The sequence below is a fragment of the Streptomyces orinoci genome, from assembly GCF_003121295.1.
Lineage (GTDB): Bacteria > Actinomycetota > Actinomycetes > Streptomycetales > Streptomycetaceae > Streptomyces > Streptomyces orinoci.
On sequence record NZ_PHNC01000011.1, the window covers coordinates 149,463 to 167,453 of the forward strand.

A 17,991-nucleotide genomic window follows, 5' to 3' on the forward strand; every position below is an offset into this window, starting at 1 on the left:
GCTTCTCGACCGGGTCGCAGCTGGTGAAGGTCCTGCTGCCTGGGCGCCGGGCGACTGGCGGTCGGCGTATGCCCTGCGCGACCGCGGGCTCCTGAACGTCGGGCGCGGCGTTGGGAAGGCGCGTGCGGAGGGCACTGAGGCTGGCCACTTCTTTCTTCGCCATGGTCACCATCCCGACGACCCGGCGTTTGCCGGCAGTGGCGACCAGGCGGTGTCCGCTGGGACTGTGCCTTCGACGGTGAGCGACGGGCGGCGCAGGGCTACGGGCCGGGGCGCACTCCGACGCTCCGCAGCGAACGGCCCGTCGCTCGCGCGCGACGCGTGAAGGCGATGGAGTTGGTGGAGCGGCTGGTTGCCAAGGGGCGTGTCCGCCTTGTCGAGCCCGATGACGACGAGATCGCGGAATGGCGGCGGGTCGTCGACTACACAAAACGTCATGGCCTGGAACCGCACGGCAGGCGCATCGAGAGAGCCCGCTTCGGCGCCCGGGGCCTGGAGATGTTCCTTGTGGAGGGTCCGCATCCAACTCACGCGGCCAGAAGGCACAAGGGGACGTCCCGGCGGTCCCGGTCCCCACGCGAGTGGGTTCCCTGCATCCGGCCGTGGCCGTGCTCAGGGACGACGAAGAGCGGTTGGTGATGCCGCCTGTGCTGCGCCGCCGGTCACTGCTGATCCTGCAGGCGTTGGCCGCCGAGGCGGTCCGGCGCGGATACGAGGTGAGGGCGGGCCGGTCGTATCACTCGCGGCGCGAGGGCGGAGTCGACGTGGTCGTCGACGGTTTCGCGTACACCATTACTGTCAGGCAGGAGTTCCCGCAGTCCACGAACCCGGAGCGCGCCGCACGTCTGGTCGTAGAGCTCGACCACGGCCGGACCAACCGCCCGGGCCGCTGGCGCGATCGCAAACGCGCGACGCTGGAGGACACCCTGGGAGTGATCCTCGGGGAGATCGAGGCGCGAGCCCTGGAGGATGCCGAGCGCCGGGCGAGCGAGGAGCAGGCCAAGGAGGAACGCGAGATCCGCTGGTAGGCAGCCGTGGAGAAAGCCAAACAGCAAGCTGTCCAGGAGCAACTCGCCGAGACTCTTTGTGAAGAGGCCAGGCGCAGGCGAGAGGCTGCCGCACTGAGCGAGTACTGCGATGCTCTCGAGCGTCGTCTCGACGAGCTGGGCGGTGCCTTGGACGAGGCGGATCCGGCTGCGCCCCGACGCTGGCTGGAGTGGGCACGTGGCTACGCGCAGGCGATCGATCCTTTGAACCAGCCCCGGCGGATGCCGACTCCACGCGATCCCACCCCAGAGGAGGTGAGACCGCATCTGCGGGGGATGGAGTCTTTACGGGTCTGATGAGCAGGCTGCACCATGATGCGTGGGGCAGATGGCCTTCCGGTGAGCCGGATTCCGATGACGCATCGTATGGAGTGCGTGGCGATTCTGGCACATCTGTGCAGAAGGCGTCTGGCCTACGGCTTTCCGGGCGAGCTTGGCCGATGGCGGGTCGAGTCGCCGCGCACTACCGCCATCGGGAGAGAGGTGCGGAATCCTGATCTCATGGCCGGCACCGAAGGCGCCCCGAGTGGGTCACCTTTTCGCATTTCCTCGTCGTACGACAAATTGATCAGACAGGATGTGCTCATGTCTGAGTCTCTTGAACTCGAACTCGTCGGTTCTGTCTTGCGGTTGGAGCTATCCGACATCGGGGAACCGGAGCAGGCCGGGAGGCCGGCAGAAGAAGAGGATTTTCGGGATCTTCCAGAGGGCTTCGGCAGGGTGACGCCAGTGTCCCGCGGCCGTGGTCGCGCCGCCGTGGTCGCCACTGAGGGCTTGCGGACCATGCTGCGTCCGCTGGGGCCGCTGCTCGAGGAGGTGCACCGGTCTGTCACCAGCGTTCCCGACCCGCCCCAGGAGCTCTCGGTTCAGTTCGGGATCCAGGTCGGCCAAGACCTGAAGTTGGGCATTGTGGGGATGAATGGCCACGCGACCATGATGATTTCGGCCACTTGGAAGGCCGACGACGAGCAAAAGGACTGATGGATGGGGTGGTTCCGTCGGTCGGCGAGCGCCGCGCCGACCTTGGTGTCGGTGTTGACCGGGGACGGCCGGGCTGCTGCGGGAGCTGCCACGCTGCTTTCGTCGCGCTATATCCTCACCTGCGCGCATGTGGTCAACGAAGCTCTCGGACGGGAGCCGCTGGATACGCACCGGCCGGCGCTTGCCGACCGATTGGAGATCGTGCTGCACGATGGGGAGGTTCAACATCGGTGCACGGCAAGGCTGTTGGTGTGGGTGCCTATCCGTCCGAGTGCTGGAAGCTACTGGGGGGAGGGGGATCTGGCGGTACTGGAACTGGACGAGCCGGCCGAAGCGTCGGCGCGCCCGGTGGTATGGGGCGAGATGACGCAAGGGCTTGAGGTACGGGCGTGGCACGGTGGCGGTGATCCCATCAGCTTCGCCGACACGACCATCAAGGTTTCCGACGCCTGGTTCTACTACGCCGATGGCCAACTGACCGGCGGCTCCATCGGCCCGGGGTACAGCGGTGGTCCGCTGGTGATGCAAGGTGACCTCAGTGTGGCTGTCGGCCTTGTGGCCGAGCATGTAATAAACGACGCGCCGCTCGCGGACAGACAGGCGGTGCGGCGCACCTTGGTGCTGCCATGGCAGCACATTCGCGACGAGTTGGGTCGTGCCGGCGCGCACCGCGTGCTCGCCGATTGCCTGCGCGTCTCCGCAGCCGATTCAGAGACCGTGCCGGAAGGCGTGGATGATCTTCTGTGGAAGATATTCGAGACCGCGGAACAACGGGAGCGCCACGCACGCCTGGTGGCAAGGAAGTTGGGTTATCAGGTGCCCTCCGAGGGATCGGGTGCGGCCCCTCCCTCCTCTGAGGAGTTGGCAGCCTTTCTGTTCACCGAGAAACGTGCGCTCGCCACCTTGGTCGAGTCATTGATGAAGACTCTGCGCGACGACCAACGGAGCGCGTTGAATGAGCTGTTGGCGCTGGGGCGTTCGGTTGAGGGTATCCGGCTTCTGTCGGTTACGGAGCACTCCGACCTCCTGGAGATATTGGAGCGGGCGAACGCCGCTCACCCCACGCTCGTCTGTCGGGCGGCTCGAGAGGTGCTGCGGTATCACGTATCTCCGCCCGCTTGGTTGGTGAACGGCGTCCGGGTGGCGGAAGCGCAGTTGCCTGAAGCCGTCGATTACGTTGAGAACTATCACGACGCGCCGCCGGTGGACGGCAAAGCTCAGCCGATGCCGCTGTTATTGCGGCTGGCCGTGTACTTCTCCTCCGCCGTCGCCGACAAGAGGTTCAGGCGCCGCCTGGACGAATGGTGCGAAGGCGTCCGCGAGCGTCTGGGAGTCGACCGCTCCCTCCTGGCCGATTGCCGCATACAAGCTGCCAGGTGGGCCAAGTTCCGCCTGCGGCCAGTGACACGGATCCTTGTAGAGCTTTGGCCCGACGACTCGGGCCAGCAGGACCGCTACCGCTGCCGGATCTGGTTGGTACGGGAGGGCAGTACGCTGGAGCGCGTAAGGCCGCTGCCGGACGGGCCGTACACCTCGGAGGAGGTCGGGCAGTGGATCCACCAGGCGGCAAAGCGTCATGGGAATGGCGGCGGCCAGTCACCTCCGTGGGTCGAAGTGCTGGTCGGCCCGGACGATGTCCACGTGCCCGTCGACACCTGGACCGCATACAAAGTGCTGGACGAACTCTCCGAACTCGGTCTCCCCCCTTCCCTCGGGGTGCCCGAGGGAAGCCGAGTACTGGGGGAGGAGTACCCGGTAGCGCTTCGGCTGCGCGAGTACAGCCGGAAGATGCCCCAGGAGCTTCAGCGGCGCCAGGAACTCCGGCGGCGCTGGGAGGCCGGGTACATGGCCCCCCTCATCATCAGGGATGATTTCACTGCCGTGCTCACGGTGATGGACTCGCTGAAGGGCGACATCACCTGGGTCGTCCTGCACGGTGCTCCCGCAGACCGGCACCGATTTACGCATCTCTGCCTGGCGATGGGTATTCCGGTCGTGCTGTGGGACCGCGAGGCCGGAAGTCTCGAGCACGCGCAGCGGCTCGAGGACATCGTCAGCACCGTGTCTTTACATGACCTGCCACAGCAGATTCACGACTTCCGAAAGTTCGCGTACAAAGAGCCGAATTCGTCCCCAGCGCGCCCGGTGCTGGTGTGGGACGACCCCAGAGTGCCACTGCCTCCGACGGCCGACTATGCCAATCCACCTGACGCTCCGCACGATTGGGAAAGGACGACTGCCGGGTGACAGCGAAGGACAGCGGAAACGGCTGGCGGCTGTTCCAGGGAGACGGCCGAGTACGCGAGGTGGAGTTCCCCGAGGCGCCGCCCTGGCGCCAGTTCGGTGTTGCCCCAGCGGGGGGAGGCCGGCGGCGCCAACGCCCCTATCTCATCGAGCCCGCCGAGGCGGACGTGGTCAGTGCGGCATTGTTGCTGCGGCGGCCCTTGTTGGTCACCGGGCAGCCGGGTACGGGCAAGTCGTCCCTGGCGCACGCCATCGCCCACGAACTGCATCTGGGCCGGGTGCTGCACTGGCCGATCAACAGCCGGACCACGCTTCAGGACGGCCTCTATCACTACGACGCGATCGGCAGGCTGCGCGAAGCGAACCTGCGACGTGACAGGGCCGACGGGCATGGCCCGCTGGCGGAAGAGCCGGACATCGGCTCATACGTGCGCCTCGGGCCGCTGGGGACAGCGCTCGTCCCGGTGGCGCGGCCGCGGGTCCTGCTGATCGACGAACTCGACAAGGGAGACATCGATCTCCCCAACGACCTGCTGACTATCTTCGAGGAGGGCGAGTTCGAGATTCCCGAGCTGGCCCGGCTGTCCCGGGAACAGGACCGAGTCCGCGTGGTGACCGCGGACCCGGAAGGCCGGGCGGCCACCGAGCGCGGTTGGGTGCGGTGTGCGGAGTTCCCGGTGGTCGTCATCACCAGCAACGGCGAACGCGACTTTCCCCCCGCGTTCCTGCGCCGCTGCGTCCGGCTCGACCTACCCGAGCCCGATGAGGAGCGCCTGCGGGCGATCGTGCGTGCCCACTTGGGCGACGGAGCGGGGACCGACACTGACGCCGTCGAAGGACTCGACGAGCTCGTGCGGGCGTTCCTCTCACGACGCGCGAGTGGCGAGCTTGCCACCGACCAACTGCTCAACGCAGTCTTCCTGCGCCGCGGTGGCGTCGGCCTCGATGCCGACGGTCTGCTGGACGCCGTACTGCATCGTCTCGGCGGAACGGTGTAGTCGCACATGTACGAGCGAGCGCTGAAGGTGCTGGCGGACTGCGGAGCCGGTCTGTCGAGCGAGGAGTTCCTCGATGCCCTCTGGCTCGCCACCCACTTGGCGTCGGCCCCTGCTGACGCGCTGGCGAGGGCGGGCCGGAAGTCCGCGATCCCGTCCGACGGTGACCCCCCGGCAGAGGATCTGGTCGACACTGTGCCCGGGGACGCTGACGGGCACCCAGGGCCGTCAAATATCTTCCCGGGGGCGCGGTCGCGGCGTTCCCGAGGCGACTTGCACGGCAGCCCCGCCGCGCCGGCGACGCATGGAAGGACCGCCGTCCCGCCAACGGTCCCCGCCGTGTCCGTCCGGCCCCCGGGCGAGAAGGCCCTCGGCACTGCGGAGCTGGCCCTCGGCCGTGCGCTGCGCCCGCTCCGGCTGCACCGGCCGGATCCGGGGCGGACCGAGCTGGACGTTCCCAGGACCGTCATGACGATGGCCGAGACCGGACTGCCAGATGTCGTGCTCCGCTCGGCGAAGGAGCAGTGGCTGGACCTGGCAATTCTGGTCGACGACGGGGTGTCCATGCTCCTGTGGCAGCGCCTGGCGACCGAAGTGCGGCTCCTCATGGAGCGCAGCGGGGCGTTCCGCTTCATCCACACCTTCAGCCTGGACACCCACGCCCCGGACGGACCACTGCTCGGCTACCGTCCGTTCGGAACCGCCCCCGCGACGCTTTTGCCTTCTGCCGTTCTCGACCCGTCAGGCAGCACGCTGCTCCTCGTGGTCAGCGACGGTGTGGGTCACGCATGGCGTGACGGCCGGATGCACGACCTGCTGAACCGGCTGGCCGGAGTGGGCCCGATCGCCGTGTTGCACACGCTGCCACCTCGGATGTGGACCGGCACCGGCATCCAGACGGAGCGCTGGCGGGTCACCGCACATCGCCCGGCGGCAGCCAACCGGACCTGGCGTGTCACGGACCCCGTCCTACCACCCGAGTTCCGGTCGTTCGACGGCGTCCCGGTACCCGTCCTCGCACCCATGTCTGGCTTGGTCGCAACATGGGCCCGGCTGGTCGGCTCGGCGGGTACCAGCGCGCTACTGCCGCTGCTGACGCCCTCGCCGTCGCAAGCACGCGGCGTGCCACGAACTGCGGACAGCGACACCAACCGTGCGCCAAACGCCGTGCTGGAGCGTTTCCGTGACGTTGCGTCGACGGATGCATACCGGCTTGCGGCGCACCTGGCGGCGGTCGCGCCGATGCCTGTGCCTGCGATGCAGCTCGTACGGCAGGCGCTCGGTCCGCCGGTTGACTCCGGCCATCTGGCGGAGATCTTTCTCAGCGGGCTGTTGCGCCGAGTCGGCGGCACTGACCGACCGCCGCAGCAGTGGCAGTTCGACTTCGCCGAGGGAACGCGCCGGATCCTCCTCGGCACGGTCCCCCCACCTGAGCTTCTGCGAACCGCCCGCACCATCACCGGCCGCCTTGCCGAACTGAGCGGCAGGGCGCTCAGCTTCCTCGCCTGGCTGCCCCAACCAGACGGCCAGGAGCAGGTGTCTGCCGGTCAACAGGCATTCACCTGGGTAGACGCGCGAGCCATGCGCCGGCTGGGGATACCGCTGCCGGATACTCCAGCACCCCCCACCACGCCGCCGCGGTATGACCTCGCGATCAGGACAAGGCACTCGCCATCGACGCCGCCCGGCCTGGCGGCGAGGGATGTGGTGATCCCGTGGTCGTCGAGGGAAGAAACCGACCCGAAATCCGCGACGATCGACACGCTACGGCAGATGGGCCTGACCTTGGGCGACGCAGCCGCGAAGATCGTCTTCATCGCCCCGAGCGGAGTGAAGGCCCTGCCACCGTACGCTGCGGTAGTGGGGTTCACCCACCGGTGGGTGGACGCCTACGCGGACGGCAGCGTGCTCGAACTGGCCGACTCCGAGCCGTACTCAGAGGGTATCGGCAACGTGACGAAACCCGACGTGATCCTTTCCTGGGCACAGGTGGGCGGTCCGCAGACGGACGGCATGCTCACCGTGCCCTTCCCACCCGATCCCGACGGGCGGCTTGAGGAGACCACGGCTGGGGTGATTCATTACGCGCCACGCCTGCGCATGGTTCCGCCGGACTCCGCGTCGGCCGCCCTGCGCATGCTGAGGAGGGTCGCAGCCCTGCGCATCAAGGAGAAAAATTGGCGCTTCCCGGTGCTGTCCACCGGTGCCGAGCCACTTCCAGTCGACAAGTTGACCCAAGGGCAAGGTGTCGATCTTGAACTGATCAGGCAGGCGGGGGAGCACTACCGCAGGGAGGTGGTCAAAGCAGGCGAGACGACCGAGGTCGTACCGGTGCCTCAGATTTCACCGCTCAACCAGCGCATCGCGGAGGCGAACGCGGCGGATCCTGCCAGGCTCCTCCGCCGACTGGGCGCCACCTCGGACGATGGGCTGGGCTGGGCCTGCCCTCGTAACCGGGGTGACCACGCACATGACGCTCTGAAGGTAAGCGCGGGTGGACTGATCTCCTGTAAGCGCTGTTACCCGCGCCGGGTCGGGCTGGTCCGGCTCACCATGGACACCTTGCTCCTTACGCCTGACGAAGCCGCCGCGTTTATCCTCCAGGATTCCGGTGGCCATTTCCCGGCACCCGGGATGGCGGTGACGGCGCGTATCAGCGGTCAGGTACCGGGCGCGTATCGATGTACTGTTCGCGACCCCGTCAACGGCCGTGTACATGAGGCGCTTCTGCCGGAACAAGAGCTCCACCAGCTTGGGAAGTCCGGTCCCATCCGGCGTTTGCCGGAAGGCGAGACCGTGGTCGCACTGGTCCTCGATCCGAGCGAGGACACTCGGCCCGGCAGGCTGGCAACGAGCCCGCGCGGTCCTCTGGTTCTGTCCCTCACTGCCTCAGCCCTGGTCGAACGAGTCCTGGCCGGCTTCGTGACCGAGCTGACGACCGGCCAGGTGGCGGTCATGGGTATCGCGCGAGTCCCCGGAGCCCGAACGAAAATCGTCGCGGCGCCCACCAGGCCGACGTACAGCGTCAAAGGAGCCTTCATAGGAAAGGATGCCGAGCGGAAGCGGGGCGCCCAACGCCTGCTCTTCGGAAATTTGACCGACGAGAAGATCGAAATCATCGTCTACTCCAGCGATCAGCGGACCCTGCTGGTCAACGCGCTCGTCTTCGCCGAACCGACCGGCATCTTCATCGACGGACACCGAGCAGTCGTCGCCGTCCCCGACGACCAAATCGCCAGAGCCATCGGGCAGGGCGGCCTCAACGCTCGACTTGCCGGAGAGCTAACAGATCTGTACGTCCAGATCGTTCCTTCGGGAACCGATCTCACGTCGGTGACGGACCCAGTATCGGACGGCGAGTAGGCACGGCGTAACAGGTTTTCGCCCGGGACAGGGCATCGCCTCGGGAGTGATCAACGGCCCTGTCTCACATTCGCAGAGAGTGGATCAGATCCGCTCTTCAAGGCCGTTGACACTCTCGGTGAACGCGGTGGTCATCGGCGGCCGTAGCGCTATGACGTAGACGAGCGGGCTGAGGCCGCTAGGCAGTTTCGTTTGGATCAGCTGGTCGTTGGTCCGGGTGTGCCGTTGACTGATGCGCAGTGGGTGCGGATTGAGCCGTTGCTCCCGGACCGCACCCCGAAACGGGGTGGCCGTTGGCGGGACCATCGTGAGGTGATCGACGCGATCGCCTTCAAGTTCCGACCGGTACCCAGTGGGTTCACCTGCCAGAGAAGTACGGCAACTGGCGGGGTGTCTACAACCGGCTGCGGATGTGGGCCGTCGATGGCACGTGGGAGCGGGTTTTCACCGTCCTGGTGGCCCGGGCCGACGCGGACGAGGACCTCAACTGGATTGTGTCGGTGGACTCCACGATTGTGCGGGCTCACCAGCACGCAGCCGGGGCCCGCAAAAAAGGGCCCCGGCCGGTGAACCGGACGACCATGCCATCGGCCGCTCCCGCGGCGGACTGAGCACGAAGATCCACCTCGCCGCCGACGACCGCTGCCGGCCACTGGCCTTCCATCTCACCGCCGGACAGGCCGGTGACGCACCCGGCTTCAGCGATGTCATGGCCCGCCTGCGCGTTCCCCGCCGACGAGGACGGCCCCGTACCACACCCGACCTGGTCTTGGCCGACAAGGCGTATTCATCCCGCGCGATCCGCGAACACTTGCGCAGGCGCGGCATCCGCGCAGTGATCCCCGCCCCCGCCGACCAGCGCGGACACCGGCTACGTCGGGGCAGCCGTGGCGGCAGGCCACCGGCCTTCGACCCCTAGAGCTACAAACAGCGCAACACTGTCGAGCGCTGCATTAACCGTCTGAAGCAGTGGCGCGGCCTCGCCACCCGCTACGAAAAGACTGCCACCATCTACCTGGCCGGACTCCACGTGGCAGGTATCTTCCTGTGGTCCGCGCGCTGATCCGATCATCCCCGGTTCACGGACCGTCGTCCGTCGACCGTGCCAGGTACGCGTGGTTGTCCTCGATGAGGTGGTCCAGCGCGGCCCTGGCGGCAGCGAGGCCGTCGATGGCCTCGGACAGCCGGGCCCGCTCGCGGCCCATGATTTTCAGTGCCTGCCGCGCCCTGTCCTCGGTCGGCTCGGACATGCAGGGCGCCATCTCGGCGATGATGCTGCTGGGCATGCCTGCTGCCAGGAACGCCTGTATGAGGCGCACCCGCTGAACGTGCTCGTCCTCGTAGTGGCGCTGTCCGCTGGGTGAGCGGGAGCTGACGAGCAGGCCCTGCTCCTCGTAGTAGCGCAGCGACCGGCGGCTGGCTCCCGTCCGGGCGGACAGTTCACCGATCCGCATGCCGGACTCCTTTCATGCCGCTGACCGACTTGCCCCTGACATTGATGTGAGCTTTTAGGTTAACTCCATGCTGAAACTCATCTTCATGATCAACCGCGTCGAGGGAATGTCGTACGAGCGTTTCGTCGAACACCACCGGAACCGGCACGCTCCGCTGTTCACCTCCATCCCGGAGGCGGAGCGCTACGTGCGCAAGTACACCGTGTCCCACCCGGTCCCCGCCGAGAACTACCCGCCCCGGGCCTACGACGGCCTGACGGAAATCTGGTTCGAGAACTGGGATGATCACGACGCCTTCTTTGCCTCCGAGAACTACCGGATGCTGGTCAACCCCGACGAAGCACGCTTCATCGACATGGAATCGGTGGCCGTGATGGTCGCCGAGGAGAAGAAGGTCATCTGATGGACCGACTCGACAGACGGATACCGACTCAGCTCCCACGGCCGGCCCCCACGTGCGTTGACACCCGAACCTACGACCAGAGATCCGAACGAAACGGCCTAGTGCTGTGAACCGCAAACGTTCACCGGGACGTCCAAATCGGGCCCGAGAGACTGCGCCGCCTCGGTACGGTCAGTTCATGGAGGCCCGATGCCCTCGCTGCCACGGCCCTTTGATCCAGGGCGGAGCGTCCCGTGCCGTCCCTGACCGGGATATCGACGTGTGCGGCCCCTGCACCACTGACGAGGCGGTCCGACAGTCGGTCGGGCTCGGCGTGGCACGCATGGCCGAGTGGCCCGTACGCGAGCCCCACATGACGTGGGGCGACCGACCCGGTGAACCTTTGCGGTCACAGCACTAGCACGTTGTGCGCCCTGTCGCCCGGCACGTCCCGCAGGGTGGTGATGGCGGGGCAGTATGAGCCGACTGTGGGCGGCGATGCGAACAACCGCGCCCATAGGCGGCTCGATTGCCGCCGGGGGAAAACCATGAAGAAACCACCATCGACCGCTCTCTGCCGCAGGTCCTCCTCGTCCTCGCCCATCTCGAATTCGCCCGTTGACCGCCCTCTCAATGCTTTTCGGTGCATGGTGGGCGGAACGGTAGTTCGGGGACGTTCTGCTGCCACTGTTGTTGCGTGAGGGGTGTGGTGGTGGCGCAGGCTCGCTGGATGGCCGGTTCGGGGTCAAGGCCGGTCAGTTCGATGGTGCGGTCATCGCCGGCGGAAGCGAGGGTGCTCCCATCAGGGGCGAAGGCGGCGGTGTGGATGATGCCGGTGTGGTTGGCGGTGAGGGGTCCTCCCTGGGGCGTGGCGTGTGCGGGATCGGTGGTGTTCCACAGGCGTATGGTCCCGTCCTGGCTTGAGCTGGCAAGGGTGCGGCCATCGGGGCTGAATCCGGCCCAGACCGCCTCGCCGGTGTGCCCGCTCAGTGGCTGTCCCAAGACCCGGGGGCGGTCCGGGTCGTGAATGTCCCAGAGCCTGATGGTGTGGTCGGCGGCGGCGGTGGCCAGGATGTGCTCGGTCGGGTGGTAGGCACCCCAGAGGACCCCGCCGGTCTCACCGGTGGTGATCACCGAGGCCGGCTGGGGTCGTGCGGGGTGGCGGACGTTCCAGAGCCTGATCTTGTCGTCGTCACTGGTACTGGCGAGCGTGTTGCCGTCCGGGCTGAAGCTCGCCCATTGGACGACCTTGATCGTTGGTGCGGTCAGCGGTTGGCCGACCGGTCCGGGGTGTGCCGGGTCGCGGATGTCCCACAGACGTAGTGCGTGGTCGGCACCGTCGGTGGCGAGGAGGCTTGCGGTGGGGCTGAAGGCCAGGGCGTGCGCGGAGCCGGTGCTCCCGGTGGGCACCGCGGTCAATTGCTTGGGGTGCGCCGGGTCGGCGGCGTTCCATAGCCGTAGCGTGTGGTCGTCCCCGACTGCGGCGATGGTGCGGCTGTCGGGGCTGAACGCGACGGTGTTGACGGCGCCGTTGGGGACGGTGATCGGGGGACCCAGGGGCGTGGGGCCGGCCGTGTCACGGGCGTTCCACAGCCGGATGGTGCGGTCGGCGCCGGCGCTGGCCAGAGTACGGCCGTCGGGGCTGTACGCCACCGTGGTGACACTGCCGGCGTGGCCGGTGAGGGTGGTGTGCGGCAGGTTCCATACCCGTACCGTGGCGTCCTCGCTGGCGCTGGCGAGGGTGCGGCCGTCGGGGCTGAAGGCGATCCAGTCGACCAGACCGGTGTGGCCGGCCAGGGGCTGCCCCAAGGCAGTGGGGTGGGCGGGGTCGGTCAAGTTCCATAGCCGGATGGTGTTGTCGGCGCCGCCGGTGGCCAGTGTGTGGCCGTCACGGCTGAAGGCGACGGCAAGAAGGGTGTTGGTGTGGCCTGTCAGCGCGGGCCCCAGGGGGATGGTGTGGGCGGGGTCGGCCACGTTCCACAGCTGCACTGTCTTGTCCGCGCCGACGCTGGCCATGATGCGGCTGTCGGGGCTGAAGGCCACCGCGTAGACGACATCGGGGCTGGTCAGGGGCGGTCTCCACATAGTGGGGTGCACCGGGTCGGTGACGTTCCACAGGCGGATGGTGTGATCATGTCCTGCGCTGGCCACCGTGCGTCCGTCGGGGCTGAAGGCGGCGGAGGCCACGGAGTCGGTGTGGCCCGTCAGGGGTTGTCCCAAGGCGGTGGGGTGGGCTGGGTCGGCCACATCCCACAGCCGCACTGTCTTGTCGTAGCTGGCGGTGGCCAGCGTGCGGCCGTTGGGGCTGAAGGCCACGGAGAACACGAAAGCGGCGTGACCGGCCAGAGGTTTGTTCCACACCTTGGGGTGCGCGGGGTCGCGTATGTCCCACAGCCGGGCTGTGTGATCGCGGCTGGCGCTGGCGAGGGTGCGTCCGTCGGGGCTGAACTGGAGCCAGTACACCCAGTCTTTGTGGCCGGTCAGAGGCTTGCCCCAGGATCTGGGGTGGGACGGGTCCCGCATGTCCCACAGCCGGATCGTGTTGTCGCCCGCGCCGGTGGCCAGGGTGCGGCCGTCAGGGCTGAAGGCCACGCCGTAGACCGGCCGGCTGTGCCCGGTAAGTGGGCGCGAGAGGGGGAAGTTACGGCTGTCGAGCAAGGAAACGGAGGCTCGGGTCGTGCGCTCCAGCCGGTAGGCCGCCAGGTCGAGCTGGGCAGCGAGGGAGGGGTCGCTGCCGCGGGCTTGGTCGGCTTCGGCCAGGATTTGCTGGGATACGGCGCTGTTGCGCTCGGCTTGGGCGGTGGCGCGCTGCTTGAAAGCGATCACGGCGGTCGCCGAGGCGAGCACGGTCAGCATCGCAAGGACGGCGACTGCGGCACGGCGGAGGGTGACGGCTCGGCGCTCTTGTCGGGTCGAGGCGGCCAGGAATGCGCTGACCCCGCTGCTGAGCTGGGCGTCGCCGCGGTGGCGTTCGGCCCATTCGCGGGCGGCGGCCAGCCGCCCGCCCCGGTAGAGCAGGCCGGAGTCGTGGTGCTCGCGTTCCCATGCGGCGGTCGCCGATGCCAGCTGCTGGTGGATGAGCAGCCCGGCGCGGTCCTCATTCAGCCAGCCGCGCAGGCGCGGCCAGGCTTGGATCAGTGCTTCGTGGGTGATCTCAACGGTATCGGTATCGAGCGTGACGAGGCGGGCTTGGGCCAGTGTGTCCAGCACCGTGCCGGTGTCGGGATGGGTGGTGTCGAGATCGGCACGGGGGACCCGTCGCTTGGTGTCGTCGGTGCCTTCGCCAAGGGCGACCAGCCGCAGGAAGATCCAGCGCAGCAGCCGGCGCTGGTGCGGGCTCAGCTTGGCGTGTACGGCCTCCGCGCTGTGGGCGAGGGCGTGCTGAATCCCGCCGGCCGCCTCGTATCCGGCCAGGGTCAAGGTGTTGCCGCGGCGGCGATGCCAGGTTTCGCGCAGGGCGTGGGAAACCAGGGGCAGGGCATTGGCCTGGCCGGTGGCGTCGGCGATGATCCGGGCGAGCAGTGCTCCTTCGACCGTGCAACCAGCTTGTACCGCAGGCTGGTTGATGACCTGACGCAACTCGTCGGTGGTCATGGCCCCGACGAGGAACTGACCCTCGCGAAGGGCTTCGACGAGCTCGGGGTACTCCGCGCAGTGGGCGTAGAAGTCGGCGCGCACTCCGATGACGACGCGGGTGCGGCTGTTGGCGGCCTGGCAGGCGGTGATCAGGACGTTGACGAATCGTGCCCGTTCCCGGGCACTCGCACAGAGAGTGAAGATCTCTTCAAACTGGTCGACAATCACCAGCAGTTCGCTGCCCTCCGGCTGGTCGGCCAGTGCCTGTAATGCGGTGAGGTGCAGTGCCCGCGGCTCGCTCTCCAGGTCATCGCGGAGCGCGGTGGCGGTTCCCCCGGTCAGCACGGCCAGTCGCGCGGCGCACTCCTCCAGCGGGTGCGGGCCGGGCGTGAACAGCACGGTGCGCCACCCGGCGGCCCCCGCCTGCCGGCCGCCGCGGACCTTGGGCAGCAGGCCGGCCCGCAGCAGGGAGGACTTGCCTGAGCCCGAAGCGCCGAAGACGGCGACGAAGCGCTGGGCGCGGGCTTGCGTCACCAGGTCGCCGGTGAGCTTGTCCCGGCCGAAGAACCGGGCGGCGTCCTCGGGCTGGAAAGCGGTCAGCCCGATGTAGGGGCAGTCCTGGTCGGTCTCCGTGTCGGGGCCGGGTTCGCTGTTGTGTCCGGCCGCCAGTTCGGCGGCGAGGGCATGCCAGCGCTTCTCCCACTCGCCGGTATCGCCGCCGCACGCCCGGACATAGGCCAAAGTGACCGCACGGCTGGGCAGTTTACGTCCCCCCGCGGCGTCCGCGAGGGTCGTGGAGGAGTAGTGAGCCAGCTGAGCGAGCTTCCGATACGGCGGACTTCCCGCCTTCTCCCGTAAAGCACGCAGGTCAGCGGCGAATGCTGTTAATGGATCGTCGTTGTCTTCCAACGGCCGTTCGACACGCGGCACTTGACCCTCGCCCCCCGGGATCGCGTTCCTGATCCTGCCTCATTGTCCGGAGTCTGTTGTCCGGCGTCCATCCGCCGACACCGGACAACAACCATGCCCTACAACCGAATTCAGCTTCCGGCGGTCACGGGGGTGCCGCCGGAAGCCGCCGGCGGTCACGGGGGCGGCCGGGGAGCACGTCGGACGCGGAGCCAGCGGCCGCCGTTGGCCCACATCCCGAGTCAAGGCGCCACGGTGAGAAACCACCACCGGTGCCGACAGAAAAGAGCGAAAGGAGTTTCTACTGTGAAGCGACAACTGCCGGAAGCCGTGCAGTCGGCGAGAGGTTCACAACCCCCGCGTCCGAAGCGCGGTGCTCGCGCGGCCGCTTTCGGCGCACTCACCGCCGTCGTCGCCACCGGCACGATGCTGGCTGCGCCGGTCCCGGCATCGGCGGCAACGAACTCGGACATCAAACTCGCTCAGACCGATCTCAACGGCCTGGCGTACCGCGCGGGCAGCGTCGATGGGATCAGCGGGCCGGAGACACGGCAGGCGACCGAGTCGTTCCAAAGCGACCGCTGCCTCGACATCGACGGGCTGATCGGTCCGCAGACCCTCAACCGCCTCCGCGGCGTGGTCAAGCAAGTCCAGGTCAAGGTGACCGTGCCGGCCAACGAAACCTACGACAAAACCACCACCGCAGCAGTCAAGAAGTACCAGAACACCCACAAGTTGCCGGCCAACGGCCTCGCCGACGCGGCCACCATGAAGTCCCTGGGCATCGCCCGGACCGTGACGTCCTGCCACGCCACCACTGCCCTCCGCGCAAAGATCGTCAAGGTGGCCAGGAGCCAGCTCGGGACCTACGCCGACAGCCGACTATGCGTCAAGGGCAAGCCGTACAACGTCTGTGGCCAGTGGTGCGCCGCGTTCGCCACCTGGGTCTGGCGGAAGGCCGGCGAAAACATCCCCTCCATGACATACGTGCCCGCTGTCAACGAGTGGGCGGTCAAGCACCACCGGTGGATCGGCACCAGCGGGCTGCACTCCGCGAAGCCGGGCGACCTGATCATCTACGGCAGCGCCCACAACCGCTTCCACATCGGCATCGTCGACCATGTCAGCGGCGGCCACGTCGACGTGATCTCCGGCAACACCTCCGACCCGAACGGGGCCCACAGCAGCGGCGTATACGAAAAGCGCTTCCCGCTGTCCGGTGCGTTCTTCTACGGCCTGGTGCGCGCGTAGCACCGACAACTCGCCCATGCCACGCGGCCAATGCACGGTCCCGCCGCACCCCACAAACCATCTGAACGGAGAGCCGTCCATGAACCACCTGCCCAACCGCCACGCCCGCCATGGCAGAAGCCGCACCGGCCGCACCGCGGCGCTGGCCACGAGCCTGGCGCTGCTCAGCCTGGTCACGGCCACCTCCGCACACGCTGCCCCGGCCGAGCCCACCGGAGCCGCCATCGTGCGCGGGCTGGACGTCAGCGCCCATCAGGAAAGCGTGAACTGGCCCTCAGTCGCCGCCCACGGCGCCTCCTTCGCCTACATCAAGGCGACCGAGGGCACCTCCTACATCAGCTCCCGCTTCTCCCAGCAGTACGACGGCGCGGCAAAAGTCGGCCTGATCCGCGGTGCCTACCACTTCGCCAGGCCGGACAAGTCCTCCGGGCGTGCCCAAGCCGACTACTTCATCGACCACGGGGGCGCCTGGCGGCCCGACGGCAAGACCTTGCCCGGCGTCCTGGACGTCGAGCCCACTCGGACGCTGCCCACCTGCTACGGGGTCAGCCCCCGTGCGACGGTGCGCTGGATCGCCTCGTTCGACAGCGAATACCGGCGCCGCACCGGCCGCCACCCTGTGATCAACACCAACACATCATGGTGGTCACAGTGCACCGACAACTCCTCCGCCTTCGCCGCCACCAACCTGCTGTGGATCGGCAGCTACACCGGGACGCCCCACCCGCTGCCCAACGGCTGGCGCACCTATGCGATCTGGCAGACCTCCGACTCCGGGACCTTTCCCGGAGACCAGGACCAGTTCAACGGCACGATGCAGGACCTGAGGAACTTCGCCGCCAAGGGCAGTTACACCCCGCCGGCGCCCCCACTGGCCACCGCATGGCCGGTGATCGAGCCGGGCTACAGCGGCCGCCAGGTGGCCACCGTTCAGTACCTGCTCACCGCCCACGGCGCCCATTTGCCGGTCGACGGCCGGTTCACCACCGACACCCGCAACGCGGTCGTCGCCTTCCAGACCCGCAGCCATCTCACCCCCGACGGCATCGTCGGACCCAAAACCTGGTCGGCGCTGATCGCCACCGTCGGTAAGGGCGACCGGGGCCCGGCCGTCAAGGCGGTCCAAGCCGAGCTCGACGCCCACGGTGCCCATTTGCCGGTCGACGGCCGGTTCACCACCGACACCCGTAACGCGCTCATCGCCTTCCAGGTCCGCAGCCATCTCACCCCCGACGGCATCGTCGGGCCCAAGGCCTGGCTGGCGCTGGTGAATTGATCCACAACCGCCCATGTCCTGGCGGCGTCCGCCGCCAGGGCACCGAAAAGGAGACACGCACGTGATCACACGCAGGATGCTGGGACTCGCGGCGGCAGCCGTGGCCTTGGGAGGCGGGCTGGCCTCCGGTCCGGTCGCGGCCCAGGCCGCCCCCGCCAACCCGCAGACCCGCTACGTCGAGATCTGGCACGGCAGCCACGGTCCCGCCGGCTACTGGGCCACCGCCGACTTCGTTCCCCACGGAACCCGCTGGCTGGCGACGAACTTCGGCTGCTACGGCCACGACGGGGCCAAGATCAAGGCCGAGATCGTCCGCACCAAGGACCGCCACGTCGTCAACGACAGCGGTTACTACTACTGCAACAACGGCGAACAGCGGAGGCTCGACGCCACCATCGCCAGGGGCACCTCGTACTACATGCGCTTGTACCTGAAGGGGCCGAAGCACAGCATGTACGCCAAGGCATACGAGGCGTTCCGCTGATCCGCACCTGACGGGCGGTGAACACGCCGG

11 protein-coding genes and 1 pseudogene are annotated in these 17,991 nt (G+C 67.9%); 10 read left to right on the forward strand and 2 right to left on the reverse strand.

What is annotated here, in order from left to right:
• Positions 1-602 precede the first annotated feature (602 nt).
• From CV755_RS35970 to CV755_RS09420, 6 genes and pseudogenes are all read left to right on the forward strand, one after another.
• Positions 603-1,028, forward strand: coding sequence for a hypothetical protein (locus CV755_RS35970; RefSeq protein ID WP_241561079.1), 426 nt, complete (start codon positions 603-605; stop codon positions 1,026-1,028).
• Between the two features lie 519 nt (positions 1,029-1,547).
• The gene (locus CV755_RS09400) at positions 1,548-2,027 is read left to right on the forward strand and encodes a CU044_2847 family protein (protein WP_241561080.1); all 480 of its coding nucleotides are present in this window, start codon (positions 1,548-1,550) and stop codon (positions 2,025-2,027) included.
• Positions 2,028-2,030: 3 nt separating this feature from the next.
• A complete protein-coding gene (locus CV755_RS09405; RefSeq protein WP_109279706.1) occupies positions 2,031-4,274 on the forward strand; it encodes a VMAP-C domain-containing protein in 2,244 nt (747 codons plus the stop codon).
• Positions 4,271-5,269 carry an AAA family ATPase gene (locus CV755_RS09410; RefSeq protein WP_109279707.1) on the forward strand — a complete coding sequence of 333 codons (999 nt, stop codon included), beginning with the start codon at positions 4,271-4,273 and terminating at the stop codon, positions 5,267-5,269. Before CV755_RS09405 ends, CV755_RS09410 begins: the two co-directional genes overlap by 4 nt.
• 6 nt (positions 5,270-5,275) lie before the next feature.
• Positions 5,276-8,629, forward strand: a complete 3,354-nt coding sequence (locus CV755_RS09415; RefSeq protein WP_109279708.1) for an SAV_2336 N-terminal domain-related protein — start codon at positions 5,276-5,278, stop codon at positions 8,627-8,629.
• Positions 8,630-8,830: 201 nt separating this feature from the next.
• Positions 8,831-9,692: pseudogene (locus CV755_RS09420) on the forward strand (IS5 family transposase).
• A 16-nt stretch (positions 9,693-9,708) separates the two neighbouring features.
• Here CV755_RS09420 and CV755_RS09425 read toward each other — a convergent pair.
• Complete coding sequence (locus CV755_RS09425; protein ID WP_109279709.1) at positions 9,709-10,083, reverse strand: MerR family transcriptional regulator; 375 nt, start codon at positions 10,081-10,083, stop codon at positions 9,709-9,711.
• 67 nt (positions 10,084-10,150) lie between these two features.
• On the opposite strand from CV755_RS09425, the gene CV755_RS09430 reads away from it, so the two are divergent.
• A complete protein-coding gene (locus CV755_RS09430; protein ID WP_109279710.1) occupies positions 10,151-10,486 on the forward strand; it encodes an EthD domain-containing protein in 336 nt (111 codons plus the stop codon).
• A 609-nt stretch (positions 10,487-11,095) separates the two neighbouring features.
• Here CV755_RS09430 and CV755_RS09440 read toward each other — a convergent pair.
• Positions 11,096-14,782, reverse strand: a complete 3,687-nt coding sequence (locus CV755_RS09440) for an nSTAND1 domain-containing NTPase (RefSeq protein WP_206608403.1) — start codon at positions 14,780-14,782, stop codon at positions 11,096-11,098.
• A 474-nt stretch (positions 14,783-15,256) separates the two neighbouring features.
• On the opposite strand from CV755_RS09440, the gene CV755_RS09445 reads away from it, so the two are divergent.
• The 3 genes from CV755_RS09445 to CV755_RS09455 all read left to right on the forward strand — a co-directional run bounded on the left by CV755_RS09445 (position 15,257) and on the right by CV755_RS09455 (position 17,961).
• Positions 15,257-16,201, forward strand: coding sequence for a peptidoglycan-binding protein (locus CV755_RS09445; protein WP_241561081.1), 945 nt, complete (start codon positions 15,257-15,259; stop codon positions 16,199-16,201).
• A gap of 79 nt (positions 16,202-16,280) precedes the next feature.
• Complete coding sequence (locus tag CV755_RS09450) at positions 16,281-17,477, forward strand: GH25 family lysozyme (protein WP_109279713.1); 1,197 nt, start codon at positions 16,281-16,283, stop codon at positions 17,475-17,477.
• A 61-nt stretch (positions 17,478-17,538) separates the two neighbouring features.
• Positions 17,539-17,961, forward strand: a complete 423-nt coding sequence (locus CV755_RS09455) for a hypothetical protein (RefSeq protein ID WP_109279714.1) — start codon at positions 17,539-17,541, stop codon at positions 17,959-17,961.
• Positions 17,962-17,991: the final 30 nt, after the last annotated feature.